We start from the raw sequence: 19187 nt of genomic DNA on the forward strand, positions 1-19187 counted from the left end.
GACCGAACAGGGTTGGAACTACCGGCCTCACTGACACCGGCGCATCTTTCGATGCCCCCGCCCGGCCCACCATAATTTTTGGTGCAGCTAAACGCGCGACAAAAAAAGACGCGCAGGCGTCTTGTCGCCAGTGAGGTTAATCGGGGTTCCAATCCCAGCACCTGATTTTGCAGGTGCGGTTTAACGATACCGTTATCGACGTTGGGCTGCAAGAGGTTTTGCCAAGGGAAACAGGGCGGGATGGCCCTTTCGCCGATGAAAACAGGAACTGGTGATCATGCAATTCACTGTTTATCAGTATAAGCGGGCAAGTCATTACAAAATGTTTGTCGATGTGCAAAGAGATATTGTCGATACGCCAGGGCGGCGAATGGTCATCCCGCTGATAAAATCGCATCACCTGTCTGAAAAAGTGAATAAAACCCTGTTCCCCCTGATCCGCATCGACGGTGAAAATTACCGTCTGATGACAACTGAATTATCAAGCGTTTCCGTTGAGGTCATCGGTGAAATTATTGCGGATGTAAGCCATTGTGCCGATGAAATCAAAAATGCTATCAATCTCATGTCCTGGGGTATTTAAATGCCCTTAAAAGGTTTTCAGTAAAAGGGCGTTATATTTCCCGTCACCAGAAAATACAGTAAGCACCGATAATCCGAAATGTGAATGTATGAAAGCCGCATTCCTTTGCGGCTTCCTCTATTTCCGTTCAAACCTTCTTCATCAAATAACGATGCGCTTTCGATGCCGCGCTGGCGGCTTTGAAAATATAACGTTTATCGTTTTTCAACGCCTCCAGCCATGAAGCGATGTAGCTTTCATGCTGGACCTCGCCAACAATCCCCCAATCCGCCATCAGGAACGCACTTCCCAACTCAGCAATAATTTCTTCAAAAGCGTAATCCTCACTGCCAAACTTCCCTTTCATTTCTCGGTTTAATCGCAACTTGCCGCCGCTCCAGTGAATCAGCTCATGTAAACCGGTAGCATAAAAATCGGCAGCCTTGGGAAAAAGGTGTCGTTCCGGTAAATAAATCTCGTCAGTAGACGGTCTGAAAAAGGCGTTTTGTTTTTTCTCGATGATGTTTGCGCCACTGCTCCGGAACAGGTTTTCAGCCTGTGGCAGCGCATCGAACGTCTGTACTGATTTGCCCGGCTCAGTCGCCAGGGGCAGGCCGTCAATCTGTTCAACATTAAACACCGTGAACGTTTTCAGCATCGGGATATGTTCGATCCCCCCTTCGTCGTTTTCCTTTTCCAGTGTGGTATAAAAAATGGCCGTTGTACCGTGTTGCCCTTTGCGAACCTGTGCACCTTCCGCCTTAGCCTGTTTGTAGGTCATCCAGCGGGAGTCACTGAAACTCTGTTTTGACGCACTGCACCACAACAGTATGATATTCATCCCGCTGTAAGCAATACCGGTAGCGTAATTAGAAGGCAATCCGGACATACCCGCTACGCGCTGCCACGGACACGCCCACGGCTTAACCCCGGCTTCCAGTGCCGTAATGATGCTGTCAGTGACGGTCTGATAAATATCGGTTCTGGTTTTTGAACATTTCGTTTTTGAGGAGCCTGACTGCTCCAGCGGGGACACGCTGGTCGCCGCTGCGGTGTTAGGGGCGCTGGTCTGGGTATGCAGGGAAATAGACATGGTTTTTTCTCTGTCAGTGGTGTGATTTTCGTCTTCGTATCCCCTGACGGTTCGCTTTCCCGGCATCGTTCTGTCCCGCAAGGGCGCAGCATGCGTGCCATTTACCCTTGCGTGACGGGTTGTGTTGGGAAACGATTAGCCATGGGAACGTAAAACACACAGGAGAAAAAAGTACTCCTACATGACCAGACGTAATCCCCCTTGACCGCAGCAGTGAAATGGGGTTGAAGGTTATCTGACAGAATCCCCTTTTGGCAGGGTAGTTGACACCCCATACTGAAAATCCCAATGGGGGCAACGGAGCCTGTTAATGGGATGGACTACCTCCTCCCACTGCGCTTAACTGAACAAAATACGTTCGGCAGGAGAGCAACCATGAGCATCGCATATCTGGGTATTGATGTGGCCAAAAATGTTTTTCAGCTCTGCGGATTAAACCAGGCTGGAAAGCCGCTTTACACTAAACGCGTTGAGCGGAAACTATTGCTACAGACTGTAGCAAACATACCGATTTGTCTGATCGGTATAGAAGCTTCCACAGGGGCATTTTACTGGCAGCGCGAGTTTGAAAAATTGGGGCATAAGGTAAAAGTCATCAGCCCCCAATATGTAAAGCCATTTGTACATGGGCAGAAAAATGACGGTAATGATTCACAGGCTATCGCTGTGGCACTGATGCAACCGACAATGCAATTTGTCCCACCCAAAAGCCCTGAACAACAAGATATACAAGCTTTGCATCGGGCAAGACAACGTATTGTTAATCACCGTACTGCGACTGTCTGTCAAATCAAGGGGACTGCTACTTGATAGAGGGATCCCAATTGGTCGGGCCGTCTCCCGGGCTCGCCGTGCAATTCCGCTGATCCTTGAAGATGCAGATAATGGATTAAGCACCCGAATGCGCAGAACGCTTGCAGAACTATACGATCTCTTTATCGATCTCGAACGTCGTATCGCCTTCTTTGATAAAGAGATCGAAATAGTGTTCAGGCGTTCAGAAGCCTGCCAGCGCATTGCCAAAGTTAAAGGGATCGGCCCGAAAACCGCGACAGCCGTTATTGCTGCCATTGGTAAAGGGACCGAATTGAAAAATGGACGGCATTTTGCAGCCTGGCTTGGCCTTATTCCACGACAGCACTCGAGTGGGGATAAGCAGGTGCTCATGAATATGACTAAAAAAGGCGATAAGCATCTACGTACACTCTTTATTCACGGTGCCCGTGCTGTCGTCAGAGTCGCAGAAAATAATAATGACGGATATTTAAACCAATGGGTTAACCAGTTAAAAGAGCGAAGAGGATTTAATAAAACTACTGTCGCAGTGGCAAACAAGAACGCCAGGATTATTTGGTCAATCCTTCGGCACGAAACAGAATATCAATCAGCAGGAGTATGACACTTACCGTATTAAAAGTTGCAGAGTAATGAAAAATGGTGGCAGGTTGTCCCTGCACAATCGGAACCTGATCTTTATAATGGCCCTAGAGGCCGTCCAGTTGTTGAGGCGATTGTGTGCGGTTACCCATTTGGGCACAGGTCTCCCTGATGCCGGATAGATGTAAGCAACAGCTTAAAACCAAATTCAGTGCTTGCAAAACGGAGGTAGTCCATAGATATAGAGAGTAGCTTCCGAGATCCCTTCCATTTGCGCAACTGCAGAGACCGTCATGTTGTACGGAGTAAGTAATTTGGCCAGTGTGGCGGCCTTTCGTTCCGGTGAAATGCGTTTCATATCGTGTCCCCGTTACCCCATTAGAATTGCAGATAGGGGTGACAAGTATCCTGACAGAGGGGGAGAACAAGCACCAGAAAACGGGGAAATGTACGTAAAAAACACGCACAATTAATTTGAATTATAAATCATAATAAATGAATTTTAGTTCATTACTTAGAATTTACACTCTATTTACTAATGTAGTGTAAACAAAAATATTTATTTCAAAATGTGATTAATTGTGTCATATTGTTTGTTGTTTTTTATTAGATTATATACATGAAATTGTATTACATGTATATAATTAAATAAACACACTTAATAAATTATCATGTAATTATTGATATAACTTAACAATTGAAGCATATGGGTGTTGTTGGCCAACACATGATTATTGATAACATATGCAGTATTAATCTCTTAAAGGATCTGTTATGGAATTCAAAAAAAGTGAGTTTGGTTCTGTTCTGTCTGTTGACGTGCTGAAGATGTCACGACAGTCACCGTTAAGTGTTGGCATCGGTGGCATCGGTGGTGGCGGCGGCGGCAGCTGTGGTGGTCAGGGAGGTGGCTGCGGCGGCTGCAGTAATGGCTGCAGCGGTGGAAATGGCGGAAGCGGAGGCAGCGGCACCAAGGGTTAAATGACTAATTGATAAGGACTAAGGGTGGTTATCCATCCTTAGTCCGACAAAGACTAAGAGAAGATCATGCTTATAGTGCTGCCTTTTGAAATCGTTTCTCGTAACGAAAAATCCCTTCTAATCTCTTATTTATCCTCCGTCGATTTGCACCATGAGGGAATGAAAGAGGTACTCAATGTTTTGTATAAGAACCGAGGTCCTTTTTCGGAAGAACAACTTGCATTGTTATTTTTAGAACAAAATATTTCTTTGGAAGATGGTGAGGAGTTTCTACTCTCCAATGGAATAATAAAGAAAACTCACGCTCAAAATAGTATTCTGTGGAAAAATGTTATCATTCTGACAGATAACGCAGGCCTCTTCGGCCAGTCTGAATCTGAGTGGCTATGCGATAACATAATGATAGGCGGAGTTTACAATCTGCAAAGTTTTCCCACAGAAATCAAAGAAAATACGCTAGTCTGGATTCATCTTGAAACCTATTCGTCCGCGATTATTCGTGCGGTTTATCAAAGTTTTCTGCACGTCATAAATGTGGCTTTTGTCCAAAGTTACTATCAGAAAGAAATATTCCGTATTGATGGCGTTTATTCACCACAACTGGGTACCCCCTGTCATTACTGCTATATTGAACGGTGGCTTAACCGCGAAGAGAAGAGTTTCCGACGTAATGAGATGTCCTGGGCTAATCTGCTCACCCTTCTACAGACCTGCGATCTCGGGCTACCTGCCATAGCACTGAGCGAGACAGAGCGCGGATTTTCACTGCATCTGATAAAGCGACGTCTGCAGGAACTTGCTGGTAATTCACTGGTGAAAGTACACGTTGATACGCTGATGTCATCCGTGAGTACCGATCTAATCACCTGCGTACTGAACAGAGAACCTGTGATCCACTGGCATGCCTGTGACTGCACGGAGAAATGATTATGGACAAAAACCAACTTTCACTCCTGGAAGTAACACACTATTCGGATGCAGAAGTACTGGATAATGTGAAAATGTTCCATTCACGTGGCCTTTTTACTTCACTGACTGAAACGGCGGAACGGACGTATGTTTCCGCTGTACCGCCTGAAAGTCTTAAAAGATTTGAGAATAAAGAAATTCTGTTACAACCGGGTCTCTCCCGGCTGTTGAAAGTTAACGAACGTGACCGTATTTTCACAGAAAGAAAACCTTCAGGCATCCATTTCATCGATGAGAGGAAGATCTCTTTTGATGATGTAACACGTCTTCTTATCAACGCATTCAGTTCAGGTGATCCGGATTCTGTCCGCCGTCCTTATCCATCAGGAGGGGCACAGTATCCGGTTGAAGTTTTTATGTGCCGCTTGACAGAAAATACTGATGGCTGGCCTGCGGACATAAACGCTTTCCACTATCTTCCTGTCAGCCGTAGCCTGGAGTCAGCGGGTGCACCGGCTTTGAATGATCTGTATCGTGCTCTGGCAGGCGGAGATCAGGAACGGTTAGGTCGGCCGCATTTTGCTCTGGTTTACTTTATTGTTTTCGAAAAGGCACTGTTTAAATACCGGTACCGGGGATATCGCATGGCAATGATGGAAGCGGGTTCAATGTATCAGAATGCCGGCATGGTTGCGGATCGGCTCGGGCTAAGTAATCGCGTATGGGCGGCTTTTACGGACACTTATGTGAGTAAAATGCTAAACGTCGATATGAGGACGGCGGCACCACTTATTGTGCAGTTTTTTGGAGACTATAATCCATGATCAATATTTACAGTGACCTCATGTCCGCATGGCCTGCATCTGTCGTTCTGGCCCCAAAACTAAGCCTCCTGACAACTTCTTTTGCTCAGGTCTGGGATTATGAGCGGATTTCTCCTGCGAGTGCGGTAGGCGGAACAGTGAAATCAATTCAGGGGGCTATTGGTGAATATTTTGAAAGGCGACATTTTTTCAATGAGATCAAGACAGTATCTAGAAAGACATTGCATGAAATGATGCCATCATCATCCGCAGATGCATTCCTGAATGCTTTCGTTCAGACGTCGTCAGTCGGAACTGACCGCATCTCAGAACACCAGTTCTCGACGGTGCATGCCTTCAATGCCTTTACTCTGGAACAGGTAGAGATCCCGGCCGTAATGGTTGCTCTGGATAATATCACTGCAAGTGAAGATCTGGGATTTTATCCCCGCAGGGATACATGCGGCTGCAGCTGCCATATTGACCTGACAGAAGCCATAAATGGGGCTCTCGGTGAGCTGATGGAGCGGCAGTCGCTACTCCTGTACTGGTTGACCGGAAAGGCTAATTATGAACTGATCCCCGACGGTGAAACCGGAGTAAATTACGTTGACGAATTAATTAAAAATCTGAAGGCACAAGGGGAACTCAGAATCCTGGATGTGACGATGCCCGGCGCTCCGGGTTATGCCATTCTGACCATTTATGGCACACAAAACGAACACAGCACAATAAAATACAGTACGGGTTTGTCTTATGCTGCCGACCTGAGGACCGCTTTAAATAAATCCATGATTGAGCTTTGGCAGTCATATATCTGTATGTATAATTTTATTACGGGAGGCTACCGTTTTGAGGATATTATTGACAGGTATCAGCAACATTTCATGTCATGCAATACATATTCTACTTACACTGAATTGTATCAGAACACGGAATACAGGTTTGTGCCGTCACGGCTTTCTGAACAGAATAGTGAACATTCCGTCATGAACAGTGTGACTGATTTTCTGCAGGAGATCACACCTAATATGTTCATATACTACGCCCGTGATCTCCTGAGTGATAGCATGTTATGGTATACGAAGGCCCTCAGTCCAGATTTATTTTTGCATATGGATAACTCCGGCCCCCTTAATATCCACAACACTATTTATAGTCGCGGGAGTGGGATTCAGGAACGTGAAAGTATCATGGTTCCATTTCCGTGAGGATGAATTATGAATTTTTTTAAAATGTCATTTATTTTCCTGAAAGAGCAATTGCGCGCGCCCTTCAGTGTAATATGGACAATTGCATCACCAGTTGTTCTTTTTTTCTTTCTGCACTTTGATGATATCGATAGGCATTCTGGTGACAAAATATGGTTGCGCAGCCAGGTATCCTGGTTTGTTGGTTATATATCTTTTTCTGTTATTCTCTTCAGCTACTGTCTCTATCTTAATGGGCGCCGTGAGAGCGGATTCATTGCAACATTTGTGCATGATACTTACAGTAAGTGTTTATTTATACTGTCGCAGCTATGCGCCTCAGTTATTATGTCATTTGTCTATGTGATTTTTTTTCTGTTGATTGTTTACACAGGCTTTCGCGTTTCAATTAATTCTGATATTTTTTTGCTGACACTGAAGTCTTCAGCTATTTCGCTTATATTGATGTTTTCATTTACCTGGCTGGCATCACTACCTGTGACTTTTCAGACTGCGAATGTTATTTTTTCAGTTATGGTGACGGTTTTTATGGTTTTCGGGATAATTTCCTTCAGGGTGGATGAAGGAATTGTCCACGTCGTTAACTCTGTCAATCCCGTACTTATCTACTCCAGTATGCTAAATGAGCATAATCCCATGAATATGGTTTCTGGGTTTTTTTATGGCGTCATGTTTCTGGCGAGCATCATATCCCTTTCCCGGTTCAGAACAGAGCCCGCCTGGAGTTCGCAATGACTCAGATTCTGCTTGAGATAAAAAATTTGTCATTCTCGTACAAGAATAAAAAACCTGTTTTCGAAAATATATCACTGTCAGTGAAAGAAGGGCAACTTATCGGTCTTTTAGGTGAAAACGGTGCCGGGAAAACAACCTTGTTTAACCTGATTAAGGGGGGGCGAATGAAATTTTCTGGCACCATGTATAAGGAATTTTCTGAGAGTGAGCTGATTACCCTTCCGCAAGTGGTGAATCTTTCAGGTACATTGAAAAATTTTGAAATCTTTGACCTTATTTGTTGTTTCAACAGATTGACCAGATCCCAGGCTGAAAAAAAACTGCAGCTCAGATGGAGTGATGATTTTTTTTACCGTTATGAAAAAATAAAGGACAAGAGAGCCTATGCAGTAAGTTATGGTGAAAAACGCTGGCTGACAATTTCACTGATGCTGGGGCTCTGTGACCGGTCCCGCTTCTTTCTTCTGGATGAGCCTACAGTGGGTATCGACATTCAGTACAGAATGCTTTTATGGGATCTTATTGATATGATCGTAAGAGAAGGTAAAACTGTACTTTTTTCAACGCATATTTTAGACGAACTGACACGTGAAAAAATACCTTTTTTTATGCTTTCTAAAAAAGGATTGTCACAGTATTCTGACATGCATTCCTTTATGAAAGTTAAAAACTCACAGACGCCTGAGCAGGCTTTTATCAGCGAAATTTTGACTAAGAATCCGCGAAATGATGTATAAAAACAAAAATTTCTCCGGGCTTCGCCCGGCTCATGCCAGTACGGAAAAGATTGAATTTTATGGATGTGTGTTTACCGACTGTGTATTTGATGATTATCAGATTCGTGACTGTGAGTTTGAAAAATGTTCATTCAAAGACTGCGTAATAAAAAATCTCAAACAATCGTTTCTAAGAATAAACGACTGTTCCTTTATCCAGTGTCTTGTTCAGGGTGTTAATCTGGCAGGTCTCTCATTCCCGCATTCATTTTCGTTACTTAAATGCAAGCTCGTATATGTTGACTTTACTGACCTGCGCTTACAGAAATCAGACTTCACCAACAATGCTTTCAAAGAATGTATTTTTGAAGAATGCGATATGATTGGAAGTGATTTTTCCGGATCGGAATTTACTTCAACCGAATTCCGCAGGTCAGAACTTTCAGAATGTGATTTTTCTCATACTCAGGGACTTGATTTGAACCATCAGATTAATAGAGTGTTCAACGTTAAGATACCGGAGGAGGCGGGGATAAGGATCCTGAAAAGGATGGGCATCACCATTACCTGACTTTACATTTCGGGGTGACGCCGTTGGCCAGCATTTTTCCAGTTGTACCCAGAGATCGAGAGGTGAGTGGTTCTGCAGATGCCCCTCGCGCTGAAGTGCACTAACCGTCCGCATGTAATCCTGCTGTGCGGTAAGATAGCACATGCATACGGCGCCCGTGTCTTCATTTGTTCGCTCCAGAATTCGCTGGCGTTCAGCCAGGACTATAGCAGGCACGATAGTGACGACTATTTTCCCCATTTCACCTTCTGTACTGATGCCGTCAGCTATAAATTTTACAGTCACCCCCTGTTCATCAAATTTTTTATCAGCTGAATCCCCCCTATGTCAGGGTAGTTGTCGCCTTATTTTTTCATAGGGGCGATGGGATTTGTAATGGCGAATCATACTGTAGCTGCTGAACTTAAAGAGAAAGCTATAATGCGGCTTATGCCACCCTATAATTGGACTCTTCGGCAAGTGGCTGACGAGATTGGCTCTGGCGTTTCTACCGTCTGGCAATGGCGCAAGCAACTTGAAATGGAAGGACTTATCGCACAGAAAGAAGATACAGCTGATGAGCGTTCGCCCGAACAGATTTTCACCATCATCCTGGAAACGGCCCCATTTTCCGAACATCAGCTTGCAGAGTACTGCCGGGAAAAGGGTCTTTATGTCGATCAGGTAAAACAGTGGACGCAGAACTGCATTGGGGCTAATCAGCCGGCCTCACGTCAGCGTGCCGAAGCTGAAAAACAGACACGCGCGGACAAATCGCGGATCCGGGTGTTGGAAAAGGAACTCAGACGTAAGGACAAAGCGCTGGCTGAAACGGCGGCATTGTTGGTGCTGCAAAAAAAGTTAGATGCCCTCTGGGAGGACGAAGAGGAAAACTAACCTCTTTCCCAGAGCGGCAAAAAATAGTGACCTGGATAGACGAAGCCGTGAGCGCGGGAGCCAGAAAAACGAAGGCGTGTCAAATTACGGGCATCAATATCCGGACATTACAGCGTTGGTATAACGGTAAAAAGCTGCGCACTGATGGTCGAACGCAGGTCAAACGCCCTGAACCGGCCAATCAGCTTATTGCGTTTGAGCGTCAGCAAATTATCCGTTTTTGTACTGACGCAGAATTCGCTGATCGCCCACCGTCGCAAATCGTACCGATTCTTGCCGATCGAGGAATCTATGTCGCATCCGAGTCCAGTTTTTACCGTGTGCTGAAAGCTGAAGGGCTGATACATCAGCGAGGGCGGGCAAAGCCCCCTGGTACGTACGCACGACCGCAAAGTTACACGGCGACAACGCCAAATCGACTCTGGAGCTGGGACATTACCCATTTACCGTCACAAGTTGTGGGAGCCCATTTTTATCTGTACTTGATAATGGACGTGTTCAGCCGAAAGATTGTGGGTGCGGAAGTGTATGAAAAAGAATCGGGGCAGTATGCCTCCAGTGTATTGCAACGTGCGATTTGGACAGAAAAATGCCGAAATGTTCAACTCGTGCTTCATGCTGACAATGGCGGACCGATGAAAAGCTTCACGATGCAAGCGAAACTGTATGAGTTGGGCATCACGCCATCTCACAGCCGCCCGCGAGTCAGTAATGATAATCCCTACTCGGAATCGCTGTTTCGGACACTGAAATATTGCCCGCAATGGCCTCGGGACGGTTTTGCCAGCCTAACAGGCGCACGGGATTGGGTACACCGGCTCGTGGAATGGTATAACACGAAGCACCGGCACAGTGGGATCAAGTATGTTACGCCTGAGGAAAAACATCTGCTGCGGGATATTGAGATCCTCATGTGACGTAAAAAATTGTATGGGAAGGCGAAGGAAAAACATCCGGAGCGCTGGACACAAGAAACTCGCAACTGGGAACCCATCACGTCGGTTTCCCTAAACCCAGAAAACGAACGCAAAATAGCATAAAAAACGACAACTACCTTGAAAATTACCGGTAATCAGTGATCGGAATGGGGCGAAACATGCAAAGGAATTCAAGGCAAGACTAAAGTTTAAAAAATCCGCAAAACAAAGAGTGGGATGCACTGGGCGGCAATGTTACAGAAAAATTCAAAAACAGCTTAAAAAACGCACAGAATCAAATGAAGCTTTAACGTCTCTCAAGAACCAGCTTTTAGGCGTCGACTTTTGCTACAAAATCAAACTGCGGTCAGATGGTTACCGGCTTGTTTATCAAATAAAACAAGATGACAGCGGCGTGGTCAATGTCGTTCTGTCGATCGTCGTGAAGATGTTTATGAGAGCTTGCAAGATAAGAGTGAGCGTCCTCTCCCTTTCCCGCGACAGCGACCCGCCGGTCAAAAGCTCCGCCACGACAAGACTGTAATCGCAGAGCAGTTCAGAATCGGGATCAAAACCAAAGGAGACAGAGGGAGGATATCAGCGGTAAGGCTTTCGGCCAGATAATGTAATACGGATCGTTCAGCGTGGACTTCAGCAGCGTAATACCGGCGGAAAACCGCCCGCAGAGCGCCATTCGCAGCGCCGGATCGTCGCTCTCAAGCAATGGATTGGATTTACTCAGGTACGTGCATTCATAAGGCGAATACCGTAAGGGCTAAAAGCCGTATCTGCTGAAATGAGCGTAAGCCCTTCCATCTGCGATTGAGCAATCAGCATTCTGTCGAAGGGGTCACCATGATGCCGTGGTAGATCTCCTGCTTGCTCAGCATGAGCATGAGTAATTGACAGTGCAAGAAAGTTATTTTTTTCCATTGCCTCATCAATATCCACGTCAAACTCCAGTTTGCCAATGGAGCGCTTGATAGAAATTTCCCACGTTGTCACTGCGCTGACATAAACGATGTTGCCACCACGGGAAATAGCAATTCGGGTGGTTGGGCCTAATGACGGATCATTAGCCAACCACCAAATGAAAACATGTGTATCGATAAGAAAACGCTTCATTCACCGACCTCAAACATCCGTTGAATATCTACGTCAGCATCATTGAAACTGTCATTCATTGTGATTCTATTTTCATAGCCACCAGGATTTCTGTCCCTTTGCAAAATGGGCACCAATTGAACATAGGGTACACCCGCTTTGGCGATGATGACCGTTTCGCCATCCACCGCTTTATCTGCAAGCTGCGAGAGACATGATTTTGCTTCATGCATGTTGGCCTGAACTGTCATGACTACCTCCATTATCAAGTTAGCTAACTTAGCTAAGCTATTATGTAATAAAAAAAGCGGCCAGTCAAAACAGGTATTATGGTGGATTTTATTGATTAGTTTGCCCTACCTTTACCCGCTTTCGCCGATAAAAGCAGGGCATTTTACTTTATTGACTCTCTAACTTGCAGTATTGGGATGGCCAGATTTCCGCCGGCATCATGCCCAGTTCTTCGGCGATCAGCTTTTCTCCTTTGGGCCAGTGTTTTGTCAGGGTATTTGCCAGGGGGGCGGAAGCCAACCCGGCTTTACGTGAGACCGCCGGCAGCGACATCCCTCTTTTTTTCAGCGCCGCGATAATATCGGCGGGATGCCAGTCTTGCTCATTCATGCCTCTACCTCACCAATACACCTCACGGTAATCCCCCCGAAAAACTGGGGTACTCATAAGTAGAATTTTCTCGTAACATGAATCGAGGAGATTCGGATGAAAAAATCACGTTTTAGCGACAGCCAGATCATGACCATTTTGAAGCAAGCTGAGGCAGGTACACTAGTTTCTGAGCTTTGCCGCGAGCATGGTATGAGTAATGCCAGTTTTTATAAGTGGCGCTCACGCTTTGGCGGTATGGATGCCTCAATGATGGCCCGCCTGAAAGAACTGGAAGATGAAAATCGACGGCTCAAAAAGATGTATGCCGAAGAGCGTTTAAAATCCGAGATCATCCAGGAGGCCATGCAAAAAAAGTGGTAACGCCATCCCGGCGACGCGAGATGGCGCGGCACGCAGTCAGCGTTAAAGGTATCTCTATCCGCCTGGCCTGTTCCATTTTTGGCCTCAGCGAAAGTGGCTACCGTTATTGCACTAAATTGCGTGATGAAAATGTGCAAATAGCCAATTGGCTTACCGATTTAACGGCACGACACCGTAGTTGGGGATTTGGGCTGTGTTATTTATTTCTGCGTAACGTCAAAGGCTTTCATTGGAATCATAAACGTATTTATCGGATTTATTGCGAACTCAAATTGAATTTGCGGATCAAGCCAAAACAAAGGATTCTCCGGCCTCATCCGGCCCCGTTAGTTGTGCCTGACAAGGCCAACCATACCTGGTCAATGGATTTTATGCATGATCAATTAAGTGATGGCAGAAGTTTCCGCACATTCAATGTGATAGACGATTTTAATCGGGAAGGCCTGGTCCTGGATGTTGATTTTTCCCTGACGTCAGAACGCGTTATTCGTTCACTTGAACAGCTCATCGAATGGCGCGGAAAGCCGGCCTGTATACGGTGCGACAACGGCCCGGAATACCTGAGTATCCAACTGCAAAAATGGACGATTAAACATCAAATAACCTTGCTTTATATCCAGCCGGGCAAGCCCCAGCAAAATGCCTATATAGAGCGATTTAACCGCACGGTACGTCATGACTGGCTAAATCAATATGTGTTTAGTTATATTGCCGAAGTACAAGATTTCGCAACGCGGTGGCTTTGGACCTATAACCATGAACGTCCCCATATGGGGCTAGGCGGCATAACGCCCATGCAGAAGCTCGCATTGGTGGCATAATTCTACTTAAAGATCCCGTTGAAAACGGGGAGATTACCGATTGTCAGTGTCGGAGACTTACGTGTCGAGCATAGCGAACAGTAATAATTGTTTGACATTCTGACTAATTTCTTTCTTCCCAGTCGGTGAATGCCCTGTTAATATTTTTTGGTATAGCCTAAATAATTTGGTCGCTTCAATTTTAAATAATTCTCAAGGAATAGAACTAAAATCCTATAAAGAATTAATTTTTATTTTTATCATTTAATAATCATTTTACGTTTAATTTTTAGGGAGCCATACTATGGGAAAAATTATCTCATCTGTACAGGATATAATAACTGACGTATTAATTTATTCCCCGGTGTTATCCCTATTTATGTTGCCAATTACCCGGGCGCGCAATCTTCCTAAATCTGAGGACCGGGTGCGTGAAGAGGATTTCCGCACCCAGGGCCGTGAACTTTACCAACTGGCACAAGACCTCTACAACCTGAATGCCGGCGCGCAGGGCCTCCCCCCAGACCAGACACTGCACGTCAACACCGTGACGCAAGCGGCGGTGGCCGGGCTGTATTTGACGCATACGCTGGCACCACAGCTGGAAAATAGTTTAAGAGCAGGCAATGAAATTAAAAATCAATTTACTAAAGATACGTTCGCTTATCCGCCCCCATTACCTTTTCTGACTGATAATTATTTACCCAATGAGGAGCCTAATGACATATTACCGATTGATAATTACCCAAAGGCACCGCTCAATGTCCTTTTTTTACCGGACCACACCCTTCGCCTGAAGAACGGTGCGCCATTGTTTGCAAGTCCAAATCTTCAGAACCCGACGTCGGTGTCGCCCCCATTACCTCCGGCATTTTCAACGTTGTCGCCCTTCCCTCTTATTCCCAATGCGGCGGCATGGGGTAACGCGACGCAACCTGAAAACGTGTTGAAAATACCGCCGCGCAAACCTTTCCCCAAAACCAAAAATCCCTTTGACAAGAAGCATCGTGCGAAAAAATTTCCCAGCGCTAGCACTTTAAAAAAATCGTTAAATAAAAAATGGCTGACTAATAATGAAGTGGACCCAGAGCAATATTATGCAGGCCGGATCGATGAGCGAGCAGAAGTTCAGTTGACCGCCGTGCAGGAGCAAATAGTGTCAAAATCGCAAAAACCACAGGCTAAGGAGGTGATATCAGAGCCGGACGGCAACGTACCGGAACCCCCGGTGCTGGAAGATTTTATTGAGCCCAATGAGACAATCCTCCAAGCACAGCCGGTGGAGAGCGGTAATGTCCCTGCTCCGACTATGGTAGAAAAAGTTGGTGAACCTGCCTTAGTCCAAGACCCGGAAGAGATTGTCGCCCCTAACGTGGTGCCGGACAGTCTTCCCCCGGCGCCGTTGCCCGAAAACGATAATACGGCACCCGTCCTGCCGGCGGCAGAAAATATTGATGGCTCCCTGGCGGGACCAGCGTCCTACCTGCTTTCCCAAGTATCTGAATTAGCTTCGCAGTTGATGAAAAAAACCGTTCAAGGCGCCACCGTGGGCGGGGGCACCGCACTGGCCACTGGCGGGGCTGCCGTGATAGAAGGCGCCGCCGCGGTAGCCAGCGGTGGTCTCGGCGTGTTGGGCGGCGGCACGGCAGTGGCAACCGGTAGCGCCGCAACGGCAGGGGGCAGCGCCACGTTAAAAATCAGCGGTGATGCGGCAGCAAGCGGCAGCCTAGCCATGTTGACGGCCGTGGGCATCAACCGCGCTGCGCGCCAAGAAGCGGATGCCGTGGACGCCATTCCGGCAGTGGTTGGATCACCTTTACCGCCGCCAGCGCAGCCCAATCAAGGAGCAAACCGCGTCTCTACGCCTAAGCCAAAAGAGCAGGATAACGTTCAGCCGGCCCGAGGGGCTGAGAGTATGCCTGCGCTGACCTTCGCTGACGATATCGCCGAATTGCCTGCCGTAGCGCCGAACGAGCACATCTTCCCGCCCGTCGTGGCGCCGGCCCCAGAGGAAATCTCCGCGCCGGAGGTCGAGGTGAAGCCCGACACGGCGGACCGCCCCATCATGAAACCGGCCCAGGTCGTCGAGGCGGTGGAAATCGCCCGCCCCGCCGAACGGGTGAAATCGCGTCCCGCGCGCCCCAGGGAGAAAACCCCGCAAAGCCGGACGCCGTTAGCCAAACCTGGGGAGGTAGTAGTGCAGGACGACGTCCATGCGCCTAGGGTTACCCCCGAGAAAACGGTTCCTGGCGAACGGGAAACGCGACCGCCCATCCACCCGGTGCCCATTGAGGCTGAGCGCTCCCCCTTGCCTGCCGCGGTGCCAGCCCGTGAGGACATTGCCCTGCCAGACGTCAAGGTGAAGCCCGGCAAGGCGCACAGCCCCGTCATACAACCGGCCCAGGTCGTCGAGGCGGTGGAAATCGCCCGCCCCGCCGAGCGGGTGAAATCACGTCCCGCGCGCCCCAGGGAGAAAACCCCGCAAAGCCGGACGCCGTTAGCCAATTCTGGCGAGGTGGAGGTCGACGTCAATGCGCCGATGGCGACGCGAGGGGGAACGGGGGTCGGCGAGCGGGAAGCATCGCCGCTTATGCGCCCGGCGTCCAGTGCGGCTGGACGCTCCCCCGAGGCCGTTGCAGAGCCGGTGGTAAGCCCTGCTCAGGAGACCGTCCAGCCCGCCGAAGCTAGTGCCGGGTTGAGCATAATGCCATGGCCTGTTTCGTCCGTGCTTTCAACAGAAGCGATTATAAACCAATGCAAAATCCGGCTGGCCGCTCACGAAGAAGGCGTGTTAAAGAAATATATCGATTCCGACTATTATGGCCACGTGCCGATTTATGAAGTGGTGGACAAAAACGCGGCCTTTTGGCAACCGGTATACCGGCATTACATCGAGATGAACGGCGAAAAGGTCGCCGTCAAATTAAGCAGCGTAAAGGGGCATGGGATAAAATATACCCTGATTGACGAAAACAAGCCGGATGTTCAATATGGCCTGGCGTTTGATGACGGGCGCTGGCAATTGCAACCTCCCACTGCGGAAGAAATCGATCCGTCCTTGCTGGCTGTCATGACGTTCAATATGGTTGATCCGGATATCAGCGAAGAGATGTTATCCGCTCCCGACGAACGGGGAGTGCAATGGACCCGAGATCAGGAGGGTTATCTGCGTGTAAATGGATTTTATGCGAACATTGACGCGTGGCAAGATTATTTCAATTTTTATCACATCCAGCCACCGCGCAACCAACTGAGGAAACATGCCATAGCTATACGCTACAAAGATGGCCGATTTATCCAGCAAGATCCGCGCCAAAATTTCTATAAAAAAGGACTGCAAAAATGGTTCGACGATATGCGTAGGCGCATCAATACCCTACTTACTGATGCCGAGCAGGATTTGGACAAAAACCGGATGGTGAAAGGTGCTCGCCGTATGTGTTTGGCATTTCGAGGGCACAAAATGTCTGATGTTGGTTCAATGCATCGAATTACTCGGCTCGCCTTGAAATTTATTCAAAAATATGTTTTCAATAATGAAAATATAGATCTTGCCACGGTAGATGCAATAACTATTCAAGAGGCATGGGTGAAAAATATTAGGCTGCTATTGAAAAATGATATAAAAGAGAAAGAGGAGAATCTTATTGCATTTTTCAATGAAATTCCAAAATTTTATAAAGATATTTTAGTATTTATCATTAAACCTTCGGTAAAAAACAGTGTTGAAAAGTTCACATTAGCCTTGGATGGTTTATCTACCACGCCTCTGCCGCTTTATAGTGTTAACCAGAAAACTGTACTTTATAATTTAGAAATTGACGAGACAACAGCATCAAAAATCGCCATCATGGGCAATGATGTGTTTATTAAATCCGTCATAGGGGTATTAAACGAAATTAAGCAGACCTGGCTGGGACGCAAACTTCTCCTGGCGTTGCAAGAGCAACCTTTTACCATACAACCCCCGACCATGAGCGCCATAGAGCGGGTTGCGGACGGTCGGTTTTACGCCAGAAACAGTGCCGGCGGGGCTATCGCGTTTGACCCCGGTAATTTTATCATCGGCGACGGCAAAACGATTATGACTGAGCCTTGGCGTTATCGAAATCCCGCCATAGCTCTTTATCATGAATTATTGCATCTCTATTATAAAACCTATCCTGTCTGGTTTGAATCTGTCGATGAAACATCAAAAAAAATTTGTGTGGGTGCCTATTCACCTCTCGAAGAAGCACTGATCACCGGCATCAGTTATAAAGATCCTAAGACGCAAAAAATATACGATTTTGCGAATGACGAATACCTCGTAATCAAGAATAAACTTGAACGAATTTCCGAAAATCACTTCAGAGAAGAATATGCTAAAATGAAAAGGTATGATCATTATTTTATCAGACCTTATTATGGTGGTGACAATGCGATGGATCCCCCCATCGATATTAAATTTACATTATCTTATAGCTGAGTAATAATATAAAAATAAAGATGTATATAGTCAGCACGTTGTGAATAGGAACTTTTTTTGATTTTCATTTACGGCTAATGATAAACAACAAAAGAAACGCTTTTATTCAACATGCTTAATGAAACTATTCTATTTTTATAAATTAAAATAAGCAATATAAACTATTGAATTATTGCAATGTCTGTGGATTGTATTAATTACTTAAACGCTTAGGAGGAGAAATAATCATGCGACTATCAGAATACTTCACCTGCTTGCCAAAGCAAGATTTCACCGGTGGCGACTATATCAGGAACAATGAATGGACCTGCGATTATGAAGGTGAATGGGAACGTTGGGCGGAAGAAGCCTGGGGGGAAGAAAAAAGGAATCGGCACATCGCCTTGAGCAGACTAATACATTGCCGGCATCATTGGCTGGAAGAGCTGGATTTATCCCGGCTTGGCCTTTCCTGCTTGCCTATATTGCCCCCATTGGTAAAAACCCTCAATGCCAGCCACAATAAGTTAACCGGCCTACCCTCTCCTTGCCACGAAACTCTGGTTAAGATCGATCTGAGTTTTAATAAATTCAAAGATATCCCGGATTCTTTAACCAGTCGGGTACAAGAATTAGTTTTAACGGGTAACCCTCTTGATAAAAATTTAATGTGGAACTTGGATTCTAAGTGCAATTCCTATATAAAATTCGAACAACCCCCGCCGAAGTCTCCTCACCGCACGGATCACGTTGCTGCGACGAACATAAGTTGGCCAAGCACCGCGACCGGTAAACTCGGGTTAAAAAAGTGACGGCAATGGACTTTGGGGGATGTTAACCCCTTATTTTTGTCTCTCTTCCAATGTCAGTCCCGGCACCTGCGCCCATTCCCGGGTCGTTCATCAGCGGGACGGCGCCGGTTTCGGTCGGGATATTTCTATGCTTTCGCCAGCCCGCTGCATAAGTGTGCTTAATGCCGGCAGCATACGTTCAGAATAACCAACTTCATCACGATGTTTTACGCCAGAGTTGATTGGCGGCGCGCGAGTGCCGATAAAACACTACTGCCGACTACAGCTATGTCCTTCCCCACGGCGATAA

15 protein-coding genes and 3 pseudogenes are annotated in these 19187 nt (G+C 46.7%); 13 read left to right on the forward strand and 5 right to left on the reverse strand.

Translation table 11 applies throughout. The features are described from left to right. The first annotated feature begins 277 nt into the window (after positions 1–277). A complete protein-coding gene (gene ccdB, locus ACL2XO_RS23860) occupies positions 278–583 on the forward strand; it encodes a type II toxin-antitoxin system toxin CcdB (RefSeq protein WP_413741670.1) in 306 nt (101 codons plus the stop codon). 127 nt (positions 584–710) lie between these two features. Here the strand turns inward: ccdB and ACL2XO_RS23865 are convergent, their stop codons facing one another. Next, a complete protein-coding gene (locus ACL2XO_RS23865; protein ID WP_413741671.1) occupies positions 711–1655 on the reverse strand; it encodes an ArdC family protein in 945 nt (314 codons plus the stop codon). A gap of 375 nt (positions 1656–2030) precedes the next feature. Here ACL2XO_RS23865 and ACL2XO_RS23870 point away from each other — a divergent pair. From ACL2XO_RS23870 to ACL2XO_RS23905, 8 genes and pseudogenes are all read left to right on the forward strand, one after another. Then, positions 2031–3054: pseudogene (locus ACL2XO_RS23870) on the forward strand (IS110 family transposase). A gap of 752 nt (positions 3055–3806) precedes the next feature. After that, entirely contained in the window at positions 3807–4013 is a 207-nt protein-coding gene (locus ACL2XO_RS23875) for a microcin B17 family TOMM (RefSeq protein WP_413741672.1), read from the forward strand. Positions 4014–4079: 66 nt separating this feature from the next. Beyond that, complete coding sequence (locus ACL2XO_RS23880) at positions 4080–4940, forward strand: McbB family protein (protein ID WP_413741673.1); 861 nt, start codon at positions 4080–4082, stop codon at positions 4938–4940. Between the two features lie 2 nt (positions 4941–4942). Next, positions 4943–5746 carry a SagB/ThcOx family dehydrogenase gene (locus ACL2XO_RS23885; protein WP_413741674.1) on the forward strand — a complete coding sequence of 268 codons (804 nt, stop codon included), beginning with the start codon at positions 4943–4945 and terminating at the stop codon, positions 5744–5746. Further along, on the forward strand, positions 5743–6936 hold the full coding sequence (locus ACL2XO_RS23890; RefSeq protein ID WP_413741675.1) for a YcaO-like family protein: 1194 nt from the start codon (positions 5743–5745) through the stop codon (positions 6934–6936). Before ACL2XO_RS23885 ends, ACL2XO_RS23890 begins: the two co-directional genes overlap by 4 nt. A 9-nt stretch (positions 6937–6945) precedes the next feature. Further along, a complete protein-coding gene (locus ACL2XO_RS23895; RefSeq protein WP_413741676.1) occupies positions 6946–7671 on the forward strand; it encodes a protein mcbE in 726 nt (241 codons plus the stop codon). Beyond that, complete coding sequence (locus tag ACL2XO_RS23900; RefSeq protein ID WP_413741677.1) at positions 7668–8408, forward strand: ATP-binding cassette domain-containing protein; 741 nt, start codon at positions 7668–7670, stop codon at positions 8406–8408. The genes ACL2XO_RS23895 and ACL2XO_RS23900 overlap by 4 nt, the downstream gene beginning before the upstream one ends. Continuing rightward, complete coding sequence (locus tag ACL2XO_RS23905) at positions 8398–8958, forward strand: pentapeptide repeat-containing protein (RefSeq protein ID WP_413741678.1); 561 nt, start codon at positions 8398–8400, stop codon at positions 8956–8958. The genes ACL2XO_RS23900 and ACL2XO_RS23905 overlap by 11 nt, the downstream gene beginning before the upstream one ends. A gap of 162 nt (positions 8959–9120) precedes the next feature. Here ACL2XO_RS23905 and ACL2XO_RS23910 read toward each other — a convergent pair. Beyond that, positions 9121–9264, reverse strand: a pseudogene (locus ACL2XO_RS23910) (recombinase family protein); the annotation flags it as partial. A 69-nt stretch (positions 9265–9333) separates the two neighbouring features. Between ACL2XO_RS23910 and ACL2XO_RS23915 the strand changes: the two are divergent. Then, positions 9334–10874, forward strand: a pseudogene (locus ACL2XO_RS23915) (IS3 family transposase). Positions 10875–11489: 615 nt separating this feature from the next. Here ACL2XO_RS23915 and ACL2XO_RS23920 read toward each other — a convergent pair. The 3 genes from ACL2XO_RS23920 to ACL2XO_RS23930 form a co-directional block, all read right to left on the reverse strand. Next, complete coding sequence (locus tag ACL2XO_RS23920) at positions 11490–11876, reverse strand: type II toxin-antitoxin system VapC family toxin (protein ID WP_413725622.1); 387 nt, start codon at positions 11874–11876, stop codon at positions 11490–11492. Then, positions 11873–12106, reverse strand: a complete 234-nt coding sequence (locus ACL2XO_RS23925) for a type II toxin-antitoxin system Phd/YefM family antitoxin (RefSeq protein WP_413741679.1) — start codon at positions 12104–12106, stop codon at positions 11873–11875. The genes ACL2XO_RS23920 and ACL2XO_RS23925 overlap by 4 nt, the downstream gene beginning before the upstream one ends. A gap of 148 nt (positions 12107–12254) precedes the next feature. Then, positions 12255–12476, reverse strand: a complete 222-nt coding sequence (locus ACL2XO_RS23930) for a helix-turn-helix domain-containing protein (RefSeq protein WP_413741680.1) — start codon at positions 12474–12476, stop codon at positions 12255–12257. Positions 12477–12572: 96 nt separating this feature from the next. Between ACL2XO_RS23930 and ACL2XO_RS23935 the strand changes: the two genes are divergently transcribed. From ACL2XO_RS23935 to ACL2XO_RS23945, 3 genes are all read left to right on the forward strand, one after another. Beyond that, positions 12573–13660, forward strand: a protein-coding gene (locus ACL2XO_RS23935) for an IS3 family transposase (protein WP_413741681.1) whose coding sequence is annotated in 2 segments (ribosomal slippage) — positions 12573–12825 and positions 12825–13660 — 1089 coding nt in all. Because the reading frame shifts where the segments join, the coding sequence is not laid out codon by codon here. A 283-nt stretch (positions 13661–13943) separates the two neighbouring features. Next, on the forward strand, positions 13944–18107 hold the full coding sequence (locus ACL2XO_RS23940) for a hypothetical protein (protein WP_413741682.1): 4164 nt from the start codon (positions 13944–13946) through the stop codon (positions 18105–18107). 227 nt (positions 18108–18334) lie between these two features. Further along, positions 18335–18898 carry a hypothetical protein gene (locus ACL2XO_RS23945; RefSeq protein ID WP_413725627.1) on the forward strand — a complete coding sequence of 188 codons (564 nt, stop codon included), beginning with the start codon at positions 18335–18337 and terminating at the stop codon, positions 18896–18898. Positions 18899–19187: the final 289 nt, after the last annotated feature.

This window comes from Sodalis sp. RH15 (assembly GCF_047324255.1).
Lineage (GTDB): Bacteria > Pseudomonadota > Gammaproteobacteria > Enterobacterales > Enterobacteriaceae > Acerihabitans > Acerihabitans ligni.

Coding starts and splice junctions, on each gene's coding strand:
- ccdB (WP_413741670.1), top strand. CDS start 278: ATGCAATTCACTGTTTATCAGTATAAGCGGGCAAGTCATTACAAAATG.
- ACL2XO_RS23925 (WP_413741679.1), bottom strand. CDS start 12,106: ATGACAGTTCAGGCCAACATGCATGAAGCAAAATCATGTCTCTCGCAG.
- ACL2XO_RS23930 (WP_413741680.1), bottom strand. CDS start 12,476: ATGAATGAGCAAGACTGGCATCCCGCCGATATTATCGCGGCGCTGAAA.
- ACL2XO_RS23895 (WP_413741676.1), top strand. CDS start 6,946: ATGAATTTTTTTAAAATGTCATTTATTTTCCTGAAAGAGCAATTGCGC.
- ACL2XO_RS23940 (WP_413741682.1), top strand. CDS start 13,944: ATGGGAAAAATTATCTCATCTGTACAGGATATAATAACTGACGTATTA.
- ACL2XO_RS23890 (WP_413741675.1), top strand. CDS start 5,743: ATGATCAATATTTACAGTGACCTCATGTCCGCATGGCCTGCATCTGTC.
- ACL2XO_RS23900 (WP_413741677.1), top strand. CDS start 7,668: ATGACTCAGATTCTGCTTGAGATAAAAAATTTGTCATTCTCGTACAAG.
- ACL2XO_RS23920 (WP_413725622.1), bottom strand. CDS start 11,876: ATGAAGCGTTTTCTTATCGATACACATGTTTTCATTTGGTGGTTGGCT.
- ACL2XO_RS23885 (WP_413741674.1), top strand. CDS start 4,943: ATGGACAAAAACCAACTTTCACTCCTGGAAGTAACACACTATTCGGAT.
- ACL2XO_RS23865 (WP_413741671.1), bottom strand. CDS start 1,655: ATGTCTATTTCCCTGCATACCCAGACCAGCGCCCCTAACACCGCAGCG.
- ACL2XO_RS23945 (WP_413725627.1), top strand. CDS start 18,335: ATGCGACTATCAGAATACTTCACCTGCTTGCCAAAGCAAGATTTCACC.
- ACL2XO_RS23905 (WP_413741678.1), top strand. CDS start 8,398: ATGATGTATAAAAACAAAAATTTCTCCGGGCTTCGCCCGGCTCATGCC.
- ACL2XO_RS23875 (WP_413741672.1), top strand. CDS start 3,807: ATGGAATTCAAAAAAAGTGAGTTTGGTTCTGTTCTGTCTGTTGACGTG.
- ACL2XO_RS23880 (WP_413741673.1), top strand. CDS start 4,080: ATGCTTATAGTGCTGCCTTTTGAAATCGTTTCTCGTAACGAAAAATCC.